We start from the raw sequence: 19,060 nt of genomic DNA, 5'->3' as shown, positions 1-19,060 counted from the left end.
AACGCCGAGCCTGCACGGTAGCAGACCCGCTGCGCGGTGCAGCGTCGCCACCAATCCGCACCGCGGACAGCTGGTCGCGCAAACTCGCGGGTATCCCCCTGCAGGAGGCCCCGAGCCCGCGCCAAGACTAGATGGCGCGCTTGAGGTCGTCGACCTTGTTGAGCTGCTCCCACGGAAGTTCGATGTCGGTGCGGCCGAAATGCCCGTAAGCGGCCGTCTGCGCGTAGATCGGGCGCAGCAGGTTCAGGTCGCGGATGATCGCGCCGGGCCGTAGATCGAACACCTCGCCGATGGCCTTTTCGATCTTGATCGGGTCAACTGCCTCCGAGCCGAATGTCTCCACGAACAGGCCCACGGGGGCAGCCTTACCGATGGCGTAGGCCACCTGCACCTCGACCCGCTCCGCCAGCCCTGCGGCGACCACGTTCTTGGCTACCCAGCGCATCGCGTAAGCCGCGGAACGGTCCACTTTGGACGGATCCTTACCGGAGAAGGCGCCGCCACCGTGGCGCGCCCAGCCGCCATAGGTGTCGACGATGATCTTTCGGCCGGTGAGCCCTGCGTCGCCCATCGGACCGCCGAGGACGAACTTGCCGGTGGGATTCACCAGCACACGTACCGACGACGCGTCCAGGGTTTCGTGGGCCAGGTCATCGAGCACGCTGTTGAGCACCTTTTCCCGGATGTCGGGATCCAGCGTCTTCACCAGGTCGATATCGCCCGCGTGCTGAGTCGAGACGACGACGGTGTCCAGCTTCACCGGGACGTTGCCCTCGTAGGCGATCGTGACCTGGGTCTTGCCATCGGGGCGCAGGTATGGCAACACGCCGTTCTTGCGGACCTCCGTGAGCCGCCGCGACAACCGGTGCGCCAGCGCGATAGGCAGGGGCATCAATTCCGGGGTGTCGTTGATGGCATAGCCGAACATCAGGCCCTGGTCACCGGCGCCCTGAGAGTCCAGCGGGTCGGCCGCGCCTTCGACACGCGCCTCGTGGGCCGTGTCGACCCCCTGGGCGATGTCGGGCGACTGCGCACCAATGCCAATGTTCACCCCACAAGATGCCCCATCGAAGCCCTTGTCGGACGAGTCGTAGCCGATCTCGAGAACGCGTTCACGCACGGTGTTGGGGATGTCCGCGAAGGCCTCTTTTGCCGTCGTCGTCACCTCACCCACCACGTGCACCTGACCTGTGGTTACCAGAGTCTCGACTGCAACACGTGAGCGGGGATCCTGCGCCAGAAGCGCGTCGAGGACCGCATCGCTGATTGAGTCACAGATCTTGTCGGGATGTCCCTCTGTCACCGACTCACTGGTAAACAGCCGCCCCTTTTCGCTCACTACTCTTCATCCTTCCGATAATTAGTTAACCGAATTATATACTTCGGCATCATTCTCAGTTCGTCGATCAAGCGTTCGCCCAGCACCTGTCCAGGAGCCGTACAGAACCTAGCTCACGGCTCCGCTACTCCGCTTTCGCCGCCCAAGAACATCACGATCGCATCGACGATGCGGCTCGCCATCAACGTCTTCGATCCGTGCTGTAGTGCAGACTCCGTGCCATCGGAACCCAGCAGCCAGCCGTCGTTGCTGTCCACCTCAAAGGCCCGCCCATCGCCGACGGCGTTGACGACCAACAGATCGCAGCCTTTGCTTCTCAGTTTAGCTCGGGCATGAAAAAGCACGTCGCCGTTGACGTCGCCAGTCTCGGCCGCGAATCCTACGATGGCCCGCATGTTGGGCAGTTGACCATGGGCGCGAGCCCGAACCGCGCCGGCCAGTACGTCGTCGTTGCGCACCAACTCGATGGTTGGTGGCCCCTCGACGCCATCACTCTTCTTGATCTTGGCGGTGGCGACCTGCGCGGGCCGGAAGTCGGCAACCGCTGCCGCCATGACCAGCACGTCGGCGGTGGGCGCGTGCTTGGATACCGCGTCGGCGAGTTGCTGTGCGGAGCTAACGTGCACTACCTCGACACCAGCGGGGTCGACAAGCCCCGCGGTGTGACCGGCTACCAGCGTGACCTCAGCGCCGCGCTGCGCCGCCACCCGCGCAACCGCGTAGCCCTGCTTACCGGAGCTGCGGTTGCCGATGAAGCGCACCGGATCGATCGCCTCGCGAGTGCCACCGGCGGTCACCAGCAGCTTGTGGCCCGCAAGGTCATGGGGCAGGGCATCGTGACGTTCCAGGAGCAGCTGGGCCAGGGTGGTGATCTCCTCAGCCTCGGGAAGTCGGCCGGCACCGCTATCGGCGCCGGTGAGCCGCCCGGACGCCGGCTCCAGCACCACGGCGCCGCGGCGACGCAACGTGGCCACATTGTCGACGGTGGCGGGGTGCAGCCACATCTCGGTGTGCATCGCTGGCGCAAACAACACGGGACACCGAGCGGTGAGCAGCGTTGCAGTCAGCAGGTCATCGGCACGGCCGGCCACGGCCCGCGCCAGGAGGTCCGCCGTCGCCGGCGCGACCACGACCAGGTCGGCCTGCTGACCGATATGAACGTGCGGTACGGCCGGAACGTCGTCAAAAACACCGCTGCGCACCGGCTCGCCTGATAGGGCCTCGAAGGTTGCTGCCCCGACGAATCGCAGCGCGGATTCGGTGGGAATGACCCGGACATGATGGCCGGCCTCGGTGAGCTGACGAACGACGGTGCAGGCCTTGTAGGCGGCGATACCTCCGGAGACACCGACGACGATCCGCTTGCGGTCCATCACCTCCGGCCCCGCCTTGTTATTCGCCCTCGGTGTGCTCGAGCAGGTCGGAGTGGATCTCGCGCATTGCTATCGACAACGGCTTCTCCTGCAACCCGGGCTCGACCAGCGGACCCACGTATTCGAGGATGCCTTCGCCGAGCTGGTTGTAGTAGTCGTTGATCTGGCGCGCCCGCTTGGCCGCGTAGATCACCAGCGCGTACTTGCTCGAGACGCGGTCCAGCAACTCGTCGATGGGCGGGTTGGTGATGCCCAGGGGGGTGTCATATGCGCCTGCGCCACCCTTCGACGGATCGAACTGATCCACGGCAGGGACAGCGGCTAGCGACCCGTCGGACTGCGGAATACTCACTTAATACAATCTCCTGGCGACGTAGAACCTTTGCGAAACGGCTAGAACCTCGTGCTGGGTCTGCTCTGGCTCCGGTCTGGCTAGGCGGCTCACGACGGTCCAGGCACAGTTCCCACCAGCAAGGATACCAATTCGGCACACGCGGATTCCAATCGGCGGTTCACCACGACCTCGTCGAAGTCGTCTTGAGCTGCCAGTTCCATCCTTGCCGTGTCCAGGCGCCGTTGGATGACTTCTTCAGTCTCGGTACCTCGTCCGATGAGCCGAACTTTCAGGTCAGCCCAACTGGGCGGCGCCACAAACACGGTAATGGCTTCGGGCATTGCCTTCTTGACCGCCCTGGCCCCGGCCAGATCAACCTCGACGAGCACCGGAACGCCGGCCGCCATCGCGGCCCGCACGGGCTCGGCCAAGGTACCCGATCGGTGCAGGCCACCGTGGATTTCAGCCCATTCCAGCAGCTCTCCCTGGTCGATGAGTTCCTGGAATCGGGTGGGGGTGACGAAGTAGTAGTCGATGCCGTCGATCTCACCGGGCCGCGGCGCACGCGTCGTGGCCGAGACGCTGAAATGCAGGTTCGGAATCCGCTCACGCAGGCACCGGACCAGGGTGGTTTTGCCGACCGCAGAGGGACCGGACAGGACGACCACACGTCCTGCACTGGCAGGCTCGCGAGCTGCGGCCTGCTCAGCATCCGGTCCCCCGCTGGCGCTCACTGGCACTCCCGGGTCGCTACCCTCAGGTCAGGCTAGCTGACCTGCGTGATCGGCTTTGGGTCGGCGAGCTCGGGTTGACTGCTCGCCTCCTCCTCAGACCGTCCGGCCTGCGTGATCGGCTTGGGTCGGCGAGCTCGACCTGATTGCTCGCCTCCTCCTCAGACCGTCCGGCCTGCGTGATCGGCTTGGGTCGGCGAGCTCGACCTGATTGCTCGCCTCCTCCTCAGACCGTCCGGCCTGGATCGTCGGCGAGCTCGACCTGATTGCTCGCCTCCTCCTCAGACCGTCCGGCCTGCATCGTCGGCGAGCTAGGCGGAACCGAACTTCTCTAACAGCGCCTTGCGCTGACGATCTCCGAGGCCGCGGAGGCGACGAGTCGGCGCAATCTCGAGTTCGGTCATGATTTCCTGCGCTTTGACCTTGCCAACCTTTGGCAACGCCTCAAGCAGAGCAGATACCTTCATCTTGCCCAAGACTTCGTCGCTCTCGGCGTCTTTGAGCACCTGTGTGAGGTTGGTGCCGCCGCGCTTGAGCCGATCTTTGAGCTCTGCTCGTGCTCGACGTGCGGCAGCAGCCTTCTCCAACGCGGCCGCGCGCTGCTCGTCGGTCAACTGGGGAAGGGCCACGATTCCTCCGTCTCTCATCGATAACAATCGATCGTCAATTGTCTCAGCCGGGTACTGAGGCCAGCGCAGACGACCGTACTCACGCTCCCTGACGAAATCTAACCCGACCCCCTGGTTTTGGGGACATTTCACCAGCGTGTGTCCGGCATCGACCCAGCGTGAGTCGTTCGCACGGCGAAGACCGCCGGTCTCCCAGCGAGGGTCACCCCGACTGAACCAGGAGTTGTATGACGAACACCCGCGGTGCCCGCGGGGACCCAAAAAACGCCGTTGAACAGGCATTTTTCCGTTGGCGCGGCGAACCACGCCGCCTCGGTGGCGCGACTGCATCGCCTGTTCGACGTGTCACACCACCCATCCGGCCCAGCCCAGCCACCCCTTCGTCGTCGCCATCCTGGTGAACCTGACAACTAGATCCAGAAAAAGTGACTATCGCCACGGTAAAGGGTGACCCGAAGCACCCTCGACGCCAGTGGACGTGGCCGTAGCGAGAGTCTTCGATAGCCCTTGATAGGCCGTGATAGGCCGTGAGATCGCTACTCCGTTGAGAGATACGCAACGGTGTCGAGGATCTGTTCGCCCGCTGCTCGCAGCTCGGCCACACTCGGCCCCGACCGCAACACCTCCCGCGACACCACAGGCAGCAATTGCCCCGAAGCCGCCCCGCCCAGCCCCGCCAGCGCTTCAACGCGCCCGCCCTGTACCCCCAGACCCGGCACCAACACCGGTCCGCCCAGCGTGCTCAGGTCGGGTGGATCAAGAACCGTTGCCCCAACGACCACACCGACTGATCCGGGCTGGGGTCGTGTCTCGGCGTTGGCAGCCGCAGCGTGGTCGACGATCACCTGGGCTATCGTGCGACCGTCCGCCGTAGCGCGCTGCACCGTCGCGCCCTCGGGGTTGGACGTGGCTGCCAAAACGAATACCCCTCGACCGTGGCCCGCGGCGACCTCGAGCAGCGGGCGCAACGACCCGAACCCAAGGTAGGGCGATGCTGTCACGGCGTCGGCGGCCAGCGGCGACTCGCCGGCCCAGGCCGCCGCGTAGGCCGCCATCGTCGAACCGATGTCGCCGCGCTTGGCATCGGCCAGCACTAGGACTCCGGCAGCCTGCAATGCCACGATGGTGCGCTCCAGCACGGCGAATCCCGCGGCACCGTAGGCCTCAAAAAACGCCACCTGCGGCTTGACGATGGCGAAACCGGCGTACGCGGCTACGCAGATGTCGCAAAAACTCGCCAGCCCATCGACGGTAGTCGGGAGACCCCAGGCCTGAAGCAGCTCGGGGTGCGGATCGATGCCCAGGCACAGCGGCCCGCGGCGCGATTTCGCGTCGGCGAGGCGAGCGCCGAAGCTCCTCATGGGCCGGCGCCCCCTGGACCGATCGCCCGGTGCAACTCCTGTAGCGACCGCACACCGATATCCCCGCGGATCCCTGCCTCGATGCCCTGCACGGCTGCCGAGGCGCCCTGCACCGTCGTCACGCATGGGATATTGACACCCACCGCAACCGATCGGATCTCGTAGCCGTCGATGCGCGGACCAGAGTTGCCGTAGGGCGTATTGATGACCATGTCGACTTCACCAGCGCGGATCGCATCAACCGCGGACATCTCCGGCCGGCCGGGTTGTGACGGTTCGAAGTGCTTGCGGACCTCGTCGCACGGAATTCCATTGCGGCGCAGCATCTCTGCGGTGCCTTCAGTGGCGAGAACATTGAAGCCCAAGTCAGCCAACCGCTTGACAGGAAACACCAGGGATCGCTTGTCGCGGTTCGCCACCGACACGAATACCGTGCCAGCGGCCGGCAGCGAGCCGTAGGCCGCGGTCTGGCTCTTGGCGAAGGCGCTGCCGAAGTCGCGGTCTATTCCCATCACCTCACCGGTCGATTTCATCTCTGGACCGAGCAGCGAGTCGATAGCCGCTCCGTCAGCCCGCCGGAACCGGTGAAACGGCAGCACGGCTTCCTTGACCGCAATCGGAGCCTGCGGCGACACGCTGGCGCCATCCCCCGATGGGGCCAGCAGCCCCTCCTCGCGAAGTTGAGCGATAGTGGCGCCCAGCATCGTCCGTGCGCAGGCCTTGGCGAGCGGGATTGCGGTGGCCTTCGACACGAACGGCACCGTACGACTGGCGCGTGGGTTGGCCTCGAGGACGTAGAGCACGTCATCCTTGATGGCGTATTGCACATTCAGCAGACCAACCACACCGATGCCGTGCGCGATGGCCTCGGTCGCCTTACGCACCTTCTCGATGTCGCTGCGGCCCAAGGTCACCGGCGGCAAAGCACAGGCGGAATCACCGGAGTGGATACCGGCTTCCTCGATGTGCTCCATGATTCCACCGATGTAGACCTCGGTGCCGTCGCACAGGGCGTCCACGTCGATCTCGACCGCATCTTCGAGAAAACGGTCAACCAAGACGGGATGCTCGGGGGACAGCTCGGTGGCCCGAGTGATGTAGTCGCGCAGCGTGCTCTCGTCGTAGACGATCTCCATGCCGCGACCACCCAAGACATACGACGGCCGCACCAGCACGGGATAGCCGATTTCTTCGGCGATCCGGCGAGCCTGCGTGAAGGTCGTGGCAGTGCCGTAGCGCGGAGCCGGCAATCCCGCAGCGTTCAGAACGTCGCCGAATGCACCGCGATCCTCTGCCAGGTCGATGGCTCGCGGCGGGGTGCCCACGATCGGAACGCCGGCATCGGCAAGCCGTTGCGCCAGCCCAAGCGGGGTCTGACCGCCCAGTTGGACGATAACCCCCAGGACCCCGGTTCCCTCGGGGCCGCCGCTGGCCGACGCCGTCTCGGCGCGGAACACTTCGAGGACGTCTTCGAACGTCAGCGGCTCGAAGTACAGCCGGTCGGCGGTGTCGTAGTCGGTCGACACCGTCTCCGGGTTGCAGTTGACCATCACGGTTTCAAAACCGGCCTGGCTCAATGTGGTCGCCGCGTGCACACAGCTGTAGTCGAACTCGATGCCCTGGCCGATCCGGTTGGGCCCGGACCCGAGGATCAGCACTTTCGGCTTCACGGTCTGTGGGGCTACCTCGGTCTCCGCGGCGGGGTCGAGTTCATAGCTGCTGTAGTGGTACGGCGTCTTGGCTTCGAACTCCGCGGCGCAGGTGTCGACCGTTTTGTACACCGGGTGGATGCCGAGCCGTTCGCGCAGCGACCGCACACCGTCTTCTCCAGCCAGCTCCGGTCGCAGTGCCGCGATCTGGCGATCCGACAGTCCGTAATGCTTGGCGTGGCGCAGCAGATCGGCATCGAGGAACGGCGCATCCACCAGCCTGGCACGCAGCGCCTCGAGCTGACCGATCTGCGCGACGAACCACGGATCCACGCCGGAGACCTGGGCCACATCCTCGACGGAAGCCCCCAGCCGCAACGCCAACTCGATGTCATAGAGCCGGCCTTCGGTCGGGGTTCGCAGCCGCGTCAGGACGTCGTCGAGCCCACCTTCGGGATCAGGGGCGCTCCAGAAACCGACGCGGGTCGTCTCCAACGAACGCATCACCTTGCCGAGGGCCTCGACGAAGTTGCGGCCCAACGACATTGCTTCCCCAACCGACTTCATGGTGGTGGTGAGTGTTGGGTCGGCCCCCGGAAATTTCTCGAAGGCGAACCGCGGCGCCTTGACCACAACGTAGTCGAGGGTGGGTTCGAAGCAGGCCGGTGTTTCTTTGGTGATGTCGTTGAGGATTTCATCGAGCGTGTAGCCGATGGCCAGTTTGGCGGCGATCTTGGCGATAGGGAAGCCGGTGGCCTTGGACGCCAACGCACTGGACCGCGAGACGCGGGGGTTCATCTCGATGACGATGAGCCGACCGTCGCGCGGGTTGACAGCGAACTGGATGTTACAGCCACCGGTATCCACACCGACCTCGCGCAGAATGGCAATACCCAGATCCCGCATCCGTTGGTATTCGCGATCGGTCAGCGTCATCGCGGGGGCGACGGTGACCGAATCGCCGGTGTGCACACCCATCGGGTCGACGTTCTCGATCGAGCACACGACGACCACGTTGTCGTTGCCGTCGCGCATCAGCTCGAGTTCGAATTCTTTCCAACCGTAGATCGATTCCTCGATCAACACATTGGCACTCGGCGATGCCGCAAGTCCGGCGCCGGCCATCCGTTCGACCTCGTCGGCCGAGTACGCCATGCCCGAACCCAGCCCGCCCATGGTGAAGCTAGGCCGCACCACCACCGGCAGACCGAGATCGGCGACCGTTTCGCGGACCTCTTCCATGGTGAAACACACCCGGCTGCGCGCAGATTCACCGCCGACCTTGCCGACGATGTCTTTGAACCGTTGCCGGTCCTCCCCGCGCTGGATGGCGTCGAAGTCGGCACCGATCAGCTCGACGCCGTAGCGCTCCAACGCCCCGTTGTCGTGCAGTGCGACGGCGGTGTTGAGTGCGGTCTGCCCGCCCAGTGTGGCCAGTACGGCGTCGATCTTGTTGCCGCGCTCGGCCTGCTGGGCGATGACCTGCTCCACGAACGCGGGGGTGATCGGCTCCACGTAGGTGAAGTCGGCGTACTCCGGGTCGGTCATGATGGTCGCCGGATTGGAGTTGACCAGGCTGACCTGCAATCCCTCCGCGCGCAGCACCCGGCATGCCTGTGTGCCGGAATAGTCGAATTCGCAGGCCTGCCCGATAACGATCGGCCCCGAGCCGATCACCAGCACATGACGCAGGTCGGTACGGCGCGGCACTACCGGCCCTCCCTTTCCATCAGGTCAACAAATCTGTCGAACAGGTACTCGGCATCGTGTGGACCGGCTGCGGCCTCGGGGTGATACTGCACCGAAAACGCCCGCCCGTCACCGAGCCGGACACCCTCCACACCCCCGTCGTTGGCGCACGTGTGGCTGACCACCGCCGGACCGAACGGCGTGTCGAAGGACTGGCCGGCTTCCCCTTCGAGCGCGAAGCCGTGGTTCTGCGCGGTGACCGCGATACGGCCGGTGTCGTGGTCGATGACCGGGATGTTGATCCCGCGATGACCAAAAACCATCTTGTAGGTCGATAACCCCAGTGCCCGGCCCAGGATCTGATTGCCGAAACAGATTCCGAACAAAGGAATTCCGGCGCCCAACACTTCCCTGGTGAGCGCGACGACATGATCGGCGGTCGCCGGATCGCCAGGACCATTGGACAGGAACACCCCGTGCGGGTTGAGCTCGGCGATCTGCTCGAAGGTGGCCGACGCGGGTAGCACATGGCTACGGATCCCACGCCGGGCGAAGTTGCGCGGCGTGTTGGTCTTAACCCCCAGGTCTAAGGTCGCAACTGTAAAACGTTGCGGCCCTTGGGGCTCCACAATATAGGCAGCGGTCGTACTGACCTCCCCTGCGAGATCAGCACCCAGCATCGGTTGCTGCGCTCGGACCCGGTCGACGAGTTCGTCTGCATCGGGGGATTCGGCGAGCGCAACGCCGGAGAATACTCCGGCCTTCATCGAGCCGCGACTGCGCAGATGACGCACCACCGCCCGAGTGTCGATACCAGCGATACCCACGATGTCTTGCCTGGTGAGCTCTTCGGCCAGCGTGCCAGTGGCGCGCCAGTTGGAGGCACGTGGCGACGGGTCACGCACCGCGTACCCGGCAACCCAAATCTTGTTGTCGCGGCTCTCGCCGTCCTCACCATTCCAGCCGGTGTTGCCTATCTGCGGCGCGGTGGCGACCAGGATCTGGCGGTGATAGCTGGGATCAGTCAGCGTCTCCTGGTAGCCGGACATGCCCGTGCTGAACACGGCTTCGCCGAGCGTCTGTCCGACTGCGCCGAATGGCGTTCCGGTGAAGATGCGGCCGTCCTCAAGGACCAGCAGGGCTTTACTCACGAGCGCCGCTCCTCTCCCCCGCAAGCGGGTGGGGGCACCTCCCTCTGGGGGCGTACCCCCACATCGCCTTGTTGCTGCTCTTTTGCTCCGCTTCGTCGTCGGCGCGGTTCATGCGACATCTTCCTGTTCCTGCTGGCCGTCCAGCCAGCACGAGTATTCGCTGCAATTGCTCGCCCAAAATCCGGTGTCCATCTCTGCACCCGAGGACAGCCGCCATCGAATCGTCAGGATTGGATTGGGGTCCACGATCCGACCGGCCCCACTACTCAGTAGGTCGCGCTCGGTGCGGATGGTGGTAACCGACTCCCGCGGGATCCAGATCGGTTGGGCGCGGTTGCGTTGGATCATGATTCCTTCGGGGTGACGGCTCAGCACCGACTTGCTGCGATACCCGAGATCGCCGGCCATGACCAGCTCATTCCATGCTGGCGATAGCATGCAGCCGACATACATGCCCCGGGTAGACAGCGTCGCCGCGCCCACCCGCTCGGGCACATCGGGTAAGTCGCCAAGCAGCTCCGCCTGGCGCTGCGCCCGGTTCCGCCAGCCGCGCAGCATCAGCGCGATCACCACAGTGATCAACACCATCAGTATCGCGGCAAAGATGAGCGATCCCACAAGCGTCCCGGAGTTCATGCGCGCCGCTCCTCTCCCCCGCAAGCGGGAGGTACCCCCACATCGCTCTCTTGCTCTGCATCGTCGCCGGCGCGACTCATGCCGGGCACTTCCCATCCCGAGCCGTGACCTTCCCCCGAAGCAGGGTCGCGGACACAGTGGCCGGCAACAGCATCGACTCGTAGGGCGTGTTGGCCGACCGGCTGGCTAGGTCACGCCCCGCGACCGTCCAGGTAGCCTCGGGGTCCACGACCGCCAAGTTGGCCGGCTCCCCCACCTCCAGCGGCCGGCCCTGATCGGGCAAGCGCGCGATACGCGCCGGATTCTCGCTCATCACCCGTGCAACATCACGCCAGCTCAGCAAGCCCGGCGCCACCATCGTCTGCACCACCACCGACAAGGCGGTCTGCAATCCCAGCATGCCGGGGCGAGCGGAGCAGAACTCGACGCACTTCTCGTGCTCGGCGTGTGGGGCGTGATCGGTGGCCACACAGTCGATGACCCCGTCGGCAAGCGCGCGGCGCAGCGCGATGGCGTCGGCGGCTTCGCGCAGCGGCGGGTTGACCCGATTCATCCCGTCGAAGCTGGCCAGTCTGCTGTCATCGAGCAGCAGGTGGTGTGGCGTGACTTCAGCGGTGATCGAAATGTCTTGTTCTTTAGCCCATTTCAGAATCTCGACCGTGCCGGCGGTCGACGCGTGGCAAATGTGCACCCGGGCGCGGGCGTCTCGGGCCAGCAGGGCATCCCGCGCGACGATCGACTCCTCGGCCGCCCTAGGCCATCCGGCCAGTCCCAGCTTGGCCGCCGTGGGCCCCTCGTGTGCGATGGCGCCGACCGTCAACCTGGGCTCCTCGGCGTGTTGGGAGATCAGCACCCCAAGTCCGGTGGCATATTCCAGGGCGCGGCGCATCACCAGCGGGTCGTCCACACATTTGCCGTCGTCGGAGAACATCCGCACCTGCGCGGCACCGTCGAGCATCATGCCCATTTCGGTCAGCTCGACGCCGCCCAAACCCACTGTGACCGCGCCAACGGGATGGACGTCGACCAGGCCGATCTGCTGTCCCCGATGCCACACGTGGTCGGTGACGACCGGAGTGTCTGCGACCGGGTTGGTGTTGGCCATCGCGAACACCGCGGTGTAGCCGCCCAGGGCCGCTGCTGCCGAACCGGTTTCAAGGTCTTCGGCATATTCGCGGCCGGGCTCGCGCAGGTGGGTGTGCAGGTCGACGAATCCGGGCAGCAACACGTGTCCAGTGGCGTCAATCACATCGGCGAATTCCGGGACGGCGAGCCGGGTGCCAATACCGGCGATCTGACCGTCATCGACCAGGACGTCGACGCCTTCCCCTTCGCCGTACAAGCGGACACCGCGAAGCAGCACCGTCATGCCGCGCCCTCCTCCCCGGCCGACTCGGTCCCCACCAGGACATGGAACAGCACCGCCATCCGCACATGCACTCCGTTGGAAACCTGTTGGAGCACCGCAGATTGCGATGAATCGGCCACCGATGATGCGATTTCCATCCCACGCATCATCGGGCCGGGGTGCAGCACCGTGGCATGCCCCGGAAGCATCGCCTGACGCCGGTCGGAAAGGCCGTAGCGAACCGAATACTCGCGCGCGGACGGGAAGAATCCGCCGTTCATCCGCTCGGCCTGCACCCGCAGCATCAACACCGCGTCGGCGGCGGGCAACTCGGCATCGAAGTCATAGGAGACAGTAGCCGGCCAGCCGTCCACACCCATCGGCAGCAATGTCGGCGGCGCGACCAGCACAACCTCGGCTCCGAGGGTGGCCAGCAGCACGACGTTGGACCGCGCCACCCGACTGTGCAAAATGTCGCCCACGATCACAATGCGCCGGCCCTCGATGCCGCCGAGCCGCTGACGGAGGGTCAGGGCATCCAGCAGCGCCTGCGTCGGGTGTTCATGCGTGCCGTCACCGGCATTGATCACCGACGGGCCGCCGTCGTTGGCTTCGGATGTCCAGTCAGCAAGCAGATGCGCTGCCCCGGACGCCGGATGCCGGATGATTAACGCATCCGCTCCCGCGGCGCGCAGCGTCAGCGCGGTGTCGCGCAGTGACTCACCCTTGCCCACCGACGATCCGGCCGCGCTGATGTTGATCACGTCGGCGCTCATCCATTTGCCGGCCACCTCGAACGACACCCGGGTGCGGGTCGAGTTCTCGTAGAACATCGTGATCACCGTGCGGCCGCGCAGCGTCGGTAGCTTCTTGATCTCGCGACCCACCAACGCCTGCGCGAACCGGTCGGCGTCATCGAGGATCGCGATGGCGTCGTCGCGGCCCAGGTCGCCCGCCGCCAACAAGTGTCTGCTCATGCGCCACCGTCCCGGGAGAGGACCACGCCGTCTCGACCGTCGTGCTCGTTCAGGTGCACGTGCACACTCTCGCCAACCGATGTCGGCACGTTCTTACCCACATAGTCGGCCCGCACGGGCAATTCCCGGTGCCCGCGATCGACCAGCACGGCCAATTGCACCGCCCGCGGCCGGCCGACATCGCGCAGCGCATCCAGCGCGCTGCGTACCGAGCGCCCCGAGTAGAGCACATCGTCAACGAGGATCACCAGCGCGTCGTCGACCCCACCAGCCGGGATCGATGTCGCCTCCAGCGGCCGTGGCGGCTGCATCATCAGGTCGTCGCGGTACAGGGTGATGTCCAGCGCGCCATGGCCGACCTGGACTCCGCTGTATTCGCCGATCTTGGTTGCCAGCCGCGTCGCCAACGTCACGCCGCGAGTCGGGATACCCAGCAACACCACACGTGGGGCGTCGGGGCTGTCCAGCGCGGTCTTCTCGATGATCTGGTGTGCAATGCGCGAAATGGTTCGGCCAACATCGGCCGCAGACATCAATTCTCGGGGTTGCCGGCTCAACGCCGCATCTCCCCAGCGCCCATAGGAGACATGCTGTGCTCCCAGACCTCCTTCTCCGCCTCTCCGGACGGATCGTTAAAGGATGTCGACTGCCGGGCAGCCTAACACTGCCGGTTCCCTGGCGGCGATGCGGGACGCGCTACCCTGGCGAAAATGACAGGCTCGAATTCGTCCACCGGATATTGCGGCTTCCCGGGTCCCCCAAGTCGATCGCAGCGCCTGGATTTCGATGCGCTCTATCGCGGCGAGAGCCCGGGAGAGGGCCTTCCTCCCGTGGCGACACCTCCATGGGATATCAAGGCACCCAAGGAGAACGTCATCAGCTGGCATAGCGGCGGCTGGGTGACCGGTGACGTTCTCGATGTTGGCTGCGGGCTCGGGGACAACGCGGTCTACCTGGCCAAGAACGGACACCGCGTGACCGGGCTGGACATCTCGCCCACCGCGCTGACTACCGCGCGGCAGCGCGCTGCGGATGCCGGAGTCGAGGTGACGTTCGCCGTGGCCGACTCCACCAAGCTGGACGGCTATGTCGCGGTGTTCGACACCGTCGTCGACAGCGGCATGTTTCACTGCCTCGACGAGGATGGCAAGCGCAGCTACGCCGCAGCAGCACACCGCGCCACCCGGTCGGGTGCCACCCTGTTGCTCAGCTGCTTCTCCGATGCCGATCCACCCGACGACGCCTGGCCGCGGCCGGCGGTGTCCGAACAGACGCTGCGCGACGTCCTCGGCGGCGCCGGCTGGGATATCACCTCGTTGGAACCCGCCACGGTGCGCCGCGAATTCGACGGGAAGGAAATCGAGATGGCGTTCTGGTACGTGCGCGCGACACGGCGCGACCCGAATTAGGGTTCCGGCGATGGCAGAGCTCCCCTGGAGGTAACGAACGTGAACCGGGCCAACCTCGACAGCAACCACGCGGGCATCCGCGAGGTCTGCGACGCCGGCTTGCTGTCCGGCGCGGTGACGATGGTGTGGCAGCGCGGAGAACTATTGCAAGTCAACGAAATCGGCTACCGGGACGTCGACGCGGGTCTACCGATGCAACGAGACACGCTGTTCCGCATTGCATCGATGACCAAACCGATCACGGTGGCCGCCGCCATGACGCTCGTCGATGAGGGCAAGCTGGGTCTGCGCGACCCGATTGCGAAATGGGTGCCGGAGCTCGCCGACGCGCGGGTGCTCGACGACCCCGGCGGCCCCCTGGACCGAACACATCCCGCCGAGCGGGCCATCCTGGTCGAGGATCTTCTCACCCACACCAGCGGGCTGGCCTACGGGTTTTCGGTATCCGGACCGATTTCGCGCGAGTACATGCGATTGCCATTCGGGCAGGGGCCGGACGTGTGGCTAGCCGGACTTGCCGCGATACCGCTAGCGCACCAGCCCGGCGACCGCGTCACCTACAGCCACGCCATCGACGTGCTGGGCGTCATCGTGTCCCGTATTCACGGCAAGCCGTTTTATCAAGCCCTCGACGAGCGGGTGCTGGCTCCGGCAGGCATGACGGACACCGGATTCTTCGTGTCGGCCGAGGCACGCCGGCGGGCGGCGACCATGTACCGGCTCGACGAGCAGGACCGGATGCAACACGATGTGATGGGCTCGCCGCACATCGAACCGCCGTCGTTCTGCAACGCCGGCGGCGGCCTGTGGTCAACCGCCGACGACTATCTACGGTTCGTCAGGATACTGCTGGGCGACGGGTCGATAGATGGTGTCCAAGTGCTGTCGCCGGAGTCGGTGCGCCTGATGCGCACCGACCGGCTGACCGACGAGCAGAAGCGACATGACTTCTTAGGAGCGCCGTTTTGGGTGGGACGCGGGTTCGGTCTCAACCTGTCAGTGGTGACCGACCCGGCCGTATCGGCCCCGGTGTTCGGGCCGGGCGGACTGGGCACGTTCAGCTGGCCCGGCGCCTACGGGACGTGGTGGCAGGCCGACCCCTCCGCGGATCTCATCCTGTTGTACTTGATTCAGCATTGTCCGGATCTGTCCGTGGACGCAGCCACGGCCGTCGCCGGTAACCCGTCGCTGGCGAAACTGCGGACAGCACAACCGAAGTTCGTCCGACGCACCTATCGCGCACTCGAGCTCTAGACGGCGTTGGCGTCGAGTGCATCCAGGTCGAGAAATCGCACAAATTCCCGCCCTGAATGCACATCGGACGCCACGCGCACACACTCGTGGGACCAGGGGCCGTCACGCGTCGCCGGAAACAACCTGCACGGCGCTATCACCATTGCTGCCCGCCACATCCTGCGGCACCTCGAAGGCCGGCAGCCCCGCACCCGCCGCGGCGACGGCGTTGCGCGCGGCTTCCATCCTGGTCAGCGCCGCCTCGGTGAACACCGACAACCCGAGGTCGTGGTTGTACCCGTGGATTTCTTTGACGTCGAGCTGGGCGAGGAAGTAGATGATCTCCTTCGAGACCACCTGACCGGGAACCAGGACCGGGAAACCCGGTGGGTAGGGCACCACAAATGTGGTGGACACCAGGGTTTTGCCCTCCGCAAGCCGGCGCCCGGCCATGCCGATCTGCACGTACTCGCGGTCGGACTCTTCATAGCCGGCGTAGAAGGCCGAGCGCATGTCGCCAAACGAGCTGGCTTCGTTCGGGCGGAAGGCAATGTCGAACTCGCTGAAGTCGGGCAAATGCGGCAGGTCTTCGGTGATCTCCTCAATGTGGCGTCGCTGCAGGGCGAGGTCGGCCCCGCTGGCCGCCTTCTGACTCCGGTCGAAGTCGATGGCCACCCGTCGCAACACGTCAAGCAGGTAGTGCACGCTCGACCAGGTGACACCGATGGTGAAGATCAACAACACGCTGTTGATCGACGTCTTGTTGATCTGGATGCCGAATCGCTCCATCAGGATCTTTTCCCGGAAGTCGTACCCGTTCATTCCGGTGGCCCCGACAAACAGGGTGACTCGGGTCGGATCGAGGACGAACTGATCCGACCTCCAGGCTTCGTTCCACTCGGCCAGAGCACCTTGCCTGACCTGACGGTAGGAGCTGACCGTCGAGGACCGAAACGCGTCGGGCACCAGGTCGGACTCGTCGAGGATGCGGAACCACTTGCTGATCAACCGGTCCTTGCGGACCCGATGGCGAAACACCAGTGCCATGTTGTACACGTGCCGTACGAGCTCGAACCCTTCGATGTCAACCTGCCGACGGGCTAGGTCCAATGAGGCCAGAAGCTGCTGGTTCGGCGATGTCGAGGTGTGAGTCAAGAACGCCTCAGCGAATGCATCCCGGGTGAGCGCTTTGAAATCCTGGTCGCGCACATGCACCATCGATGCCTGCCGAAGTGCCGACAGCGACTTGTGGGTCGAATGTGTGGCATAGACCCGGACTCGAGCGCGGTCAGGGTCCGGCAGCAACCGGCGGTCAACCCACTCGGAACGGTCCACGCCTTGAAGCGACGCGCGCCACTCTCGGTATTCCTCAGCGTATTCGTCTGACGACAGCATCTGCTCGAGTCGCTCGGCAGACACCATCGCGGTCCGTTGCCGCGCCCAGGGCACCGCGGTCGCGAACGCATACCATGCCTCGTCCCACAAGAAGCAGATGTCCGGCTTGATGGCCAGCACCTCCTCCATGACCCGCCGCGGGTTATAGGCGATGCCGTCGAAGGTGCAATTGGTGAGCAACAGCATCCGGACCCGATGCAGTTGTCCAGCAGCCTCGAGATCCAGCAACGCCTTCTTGATGGTGCTCAGCGGCACGGCACCGTATATCGCGTACTGGGGCAGCGGATACGCGTCGAGGTACATCGGGTACGCACCAGCAAGTACCAGGCCGTAGTGGTGTGACTTGTGACAATTGCGGTCAATGAGAACGATATCGCCGGGACGGGTCAGTGCCTGAACGACGATTTTGTTGGCGGTCGACGTACCGTTCGTCACAAAGTAGGTCTGATTGGAGTTCCAGGTCAGCGCGGCCTTGTCCATCGCCGACTTGATGTTGCCGTGCGGATCCAGCAGCGAATCCAGCCCACCGGAGGTAGTCGATGTCTCGGCCATGAAGATGTTGCGGCCATAGAACTCGCCCATGTCCTGCAGCGACTTGGAGTTGAAAATGCTGGCGCCACGTGCGACGGGAAGCGCGTGGAATTGGCCGACCGGCGCGGCCGCGTAGGCGCGCAGCGCATCGAAAAACGGTGTGGCAAAACGGCTTCGAAGACCGGCGAGCACCGTGCTGTGCAAGTCGGTGACATCGTTGAGTCGATAGAAAGTGCGGTCGTAGACATCGGGTTCGTCCTCAGTCTCCGCGGCGATCGACTCGTCGGTGAGCAGATAGAGGTCGATGTGTGGCCGCAACTCCCGGATCCATTCACCGCATTCGACCCAGTCGTGGGTATCCTCTTCGACCACATCGCCGCCCTCGCTACCGAGCAATGTGGTCATCAACGGCCCTCGGTCGCGGGACCGAAGCGGCAGGTCGTGGCGGATGATCGCGGCTTGAATCTCGCCATTGAGCGCGACGGCGGTGATCGCGTCCTCGATGCTCGCCACGACGAGCAACTCGAACTGCACATCGTCAGACGGATTGCGCAGGGCTCGCAGGCACTCGGCCAAACTGTCCGGCGCCGTTGCCGGGGAATCGTCGGCCAGCAACACCGTATAGAACTGCTGCTGCTTGGCTTGCGCGACCAGCTCCTGCTCTGCCAGCGACACGGAGGTGTCGAACAGCGCTGTACGGTCGCCGTATTCGGAGAGCAAGCGCACAGCCAGCGACACTTCTTCGGCGAGTCGCACGGAGGAATGGCTGTCCAAGTGAGCGCGGAAAGTCGCCAAGTTGTCTGCGCCCGGGTACAGCCAGTAGCGCTCATAGGCTCCGATGCGGTCCATCAGCCGCCGCACCTTGGCTTCGTCGTGGGCGATGTCCAAGCCGGCGAGGTCGATCTCGGCGAGGTGACGACACGCGTCATCGAGCAGATTCCACGTGTCCAGCCGGGTGTATGACGGGTTGGCTACCGCTGCCAACGCCGATACACGCAGTCGTCGCGGCCGGGCGCTGTCGTGATTCATGTCGTCACCTGTTCCTCGGGTGCGGGTGGCGCCGTCCCAGTTGCTCGTTTCCGGGGCGTTGGACGGTATCGGCGTAGTACGACATTTCCGGGGAGCTGTCCCGGCGCAACGTAACCCGGTCCCCCCAATCTCGCGCGCAGCGCGCCATCCGCGCGACCCAGGTGTGATCGCGGATTTCGCACGCGGCGACGGTGGTGGTGTGCGACATCTCGATGCCACAGTAGACGTTTCCCCACGGCGACTGAA

15 protein-coding genes are annotated in these 19,060 nt (G+C 64.9%); 2 read left to right on the top strand and 13 right to left on the bottom strand.

The features are described 5' to 3' along the window. Positions 1-127 precede the first annotated feature (127 nt). From metK to pyrR, 12 genes are all read right to left on the bottom strand, one after another. Positions 128-1,339, bottom strand: coding sequence for a methionine adenosyltransferase (metK, locus tag F6B93_RS09055; protein WP_211698797.1), 1,212 nt, complete (start codon positions 1,337-1,339; stop codon positions 128-130). Positions 1,340-1,452: 113 nt separating this feature from the next. Next, positions 1,453-2,715: a bifunctional phosphopantothenoylcysteine decarboxylase/phosphopantothenate--cysteine ligase CoaBC gene (gene coaBC, locus F6B93_RS09050; protein ID WP_211698796.1), complete on the bottom strand. Its 1,263-nt coding sequence runs from the start codon at positions 2,713-2,715 to the stop codon at positions 1,453-1,455. A gap of 16 nt (positions 2,716-2,731) precedes the next feature. Next, the gene (gene rpoZ, locus F6B93_RS09045) at positions 2,732-3,064 is read right to left on the bottom strand and encodes a DNA-directed RNA polymerase subunit omega (protein ID WP_211698795.1); all 333 of its coding nucleotides are present in this window, start codon (positions 3,062-3,064) and stop codon (positions 2,732-2,734) included. Between the two features lie 89 nt (positions 3,065-3,153). Next, a complete protein-coding gene (gmk, locus tag F6B93_RS09040) occupies positions 3,154-3,780 on the bottom strand; it encodes a guanylate kinase (RefSeq protein WP_211698794.1) in 627 nt (208 codons plus the stop codon). A 308-nt stretch (positions 3,781-4,088) separates the two neighbouring features. Then, on the bottom strand, positions 4,089-4,406 hold the full coding sequence (gene mihF, locus F6B93_RS09035; protein ID WP_003407240.1) for an integration host factor, actinobacterial type: 318 nt from the start codon (positions 4,404-4,406) through the stop codon (positions 4,089-4,091). A gap of 536 nt (positions 4,407-4,942) precedes the next feature. Continuing rightward, positions 4,943-5,767, bottom strand: coding sequence for an orotidine-5'-phosphate decarboxylase (pyrF, locus tag F6B93_RS09030; RefSeq protein WP_211698793.1), 825 nt, complete (start codon positions 5,765-5,767; stop codon positions 4,943-4,945). After that, complete coding sequence (gene carB, locus F6B93_RS09025) at positions 5,764-9,126, bottom strand: carbamoyl-phosphate synthase large subunit (protein ID WP_211698792.1); 3,363 nt, start codon at positions 9,124-9,126, stop codon at positions 5,764-5,766. The genes pyrF and carB overlap by 4 nt, the downstream gene beginning before the upstream one ends. Next, on the bottom strand, positions 9,126-10,256 hold the full coding sequence (gene carA, locus F6B93_RS09020) for a glutamine-hydrolyzing carbamoyl-phosphate synthase small subunit (protein WP_211698791.1): 1,131 nt from the start codon (positions 10,254-10,256) through the stop codon (positions 9,126-9,128). The genes carB and carA overlap by 1 nt, the downstream gene beginning before the upstream one ends. A 108-nt stretch (positions 10,257-10,364) precedes the next feature. Next, positions 10,365-10,892, bottom strand: a complete 528-nt coding sequence (locus F6B93_RS09015; RefSeq protein WP_211698790.1) for a PH-like domain-containing protein — start codon at positions 10,890-10,892, stop codon at positions 10,365-10,367. A gap of 76 nt (positions 10,893-10,968) precedes the next feature. After that, the gene (locus F6B93_RS09010) at positions 10,969-12,261 is read right to left on the bottom strand and encodes a dihydroorotase (RefSeq protein WP_211698789.1); all 1,293 of its coding nucleotides are present in this window, start codon (positions 12,259-12,261) and stop codon (positions 10,969-10,971) included. After that, positions 12,258-13,217: an aspartate carbamoyltransferase catalytic subunit gene (locus tag F6B93_RS09005; protein ID WP_211698788.1), complete on the bottom strand. Its 960-nt coding sequence runs from the start codon at positions 13,215-13,217 to the stop codon at positions 12,258-12,260. Before F6B93_RS09005 ends, F6B93_RS09010 begins: the two co-directional genes overlap by 4 nt. Then, positions 13,214-13,819, bottom strand: a complete 606-nt coding sequence (gene pyrR, locus F6B93_RS09000; RefSeq protein ID WP_281426157.1) for a bifunctional pyr operon transcriptional regulator/uracil phosphoribosyltransferase PyrR — start codon at positions 13,817-13,819, stop codon at positions 13,214-13,216. Before pyrR ends, F6B93_RS09005 begins: the two co-directional genes overlap by 4 nt. A gap of 108 nt (positions 13,820-13,927) precedes the next feature. Here pyrR and F6B93_RS08995 point away from each other — a divergent pair, with 108 nt between their 5' ends. Together F6B93_RS08995 and F6B93_RS08990 are read left to right on the top strand one after the other, a co-directional pair. Beyond that, positions 13,928-14,626: a class I SAM-dependent methyltransferase gene (locus F6B93_RS08995; RefSeq protein WP_211698787.1), complete on the top strand. Its 699-nt coding sequence runs from the start codon at positions 13,928-13,930 to the stop codon at positions 14,624-14,626. A gap of 39 nt (positions 14,627-14,665) precedes the next feature. After that, a complete protein-coding gene (locus F6B93_RS08990; RefSeq protein WP_211698786.1) occupies positions 14,666-15,880 on the top strand; it encodes a serine hydrolase domain-containing protein in 1,215 nt (404 codons plus the stop codon). A gap of 102 nt (positions 15,881-15,982) precedes the next feature. On the opposite strand, the gene F6B93_RS08985 is transcribed toward F6B93_RS08990, so the two are convergent. Further along, positions 15,983-18,814, bottom strand: coding sequence for an aminotransferase class I/II-fold pyridoxal phosphate-dependent enzyme (locus tag F6B93_RS08985; protein WP_211698785.1), 2,832 nt, complete (start codon positions 18,812-18,814; stop codon positions 15,983-15,985). Between the last annotated feature and the right edge of the window lie 246 nt (positions 18,815-19,060).

The sequence above is a fragment of the Mycobacterium spongiae genome (assembly GCF_018278905.1).
GTDB classification, from domain to species: Bacteria; Actinomycetota; Actinomycetes; order Mycobacteriales; family Mycobacteriaceae; genus Mycobacterium; species Mycobacterium spongiae.
This window is presented reverse-complemented; position numbering and strand designations above follow the sequence as displayed.

What these genes read in the sequence shown, in the direction of transcription:
- pyrF (WP_211698793.1), bottom strand. Translation starts at nt 5,767, where the DNA reads ATGAGGAGCTTCGGCGCTCGCCTCGCCGACGCGAAATCGCGCCGCGGG.
- F6B93_RS09015 (WP_211698790.1), bottom strand. Translation starts at nt 10,892, where the DNA reads ATGAACTCCGGGACGCTTGTGGGATCGCTCATCTTTGCCGCGATACTG.
- F6B93_RS09010 (WP_211698789.1), bottom strand. Translation starts at nt 12,261, where the DNA reads ATGACGGTGCTGCTTCGCGGTGTCCGCTTGTACGGCGAAGGGGAAGGC.
- F6B93_RS09005 (WP_211698788.1), bottom strand. Translation starts at nt 13,217, where the DNA reads ATGAGCAGACACTTGTTGGCGGCGGGCGACCTGGGCCGCGACGACGCC.
- F6B93_RS08995 (WP_211698787.1), top strand. Translation starts at nt 13,928, where the DNA reads ATGACAGGCTCGAATTCGTCCACCGGATATTGCGGCTTCCCGGGTCCC.
- F6B93_RS08985 (WP_211698785.1), bottom strand. Translation starts at nt 18,814, where the DNA reads ATGAATCACGACAGCGCCCGGCCGCGACGACTGCGTGTATCGGCGTTG.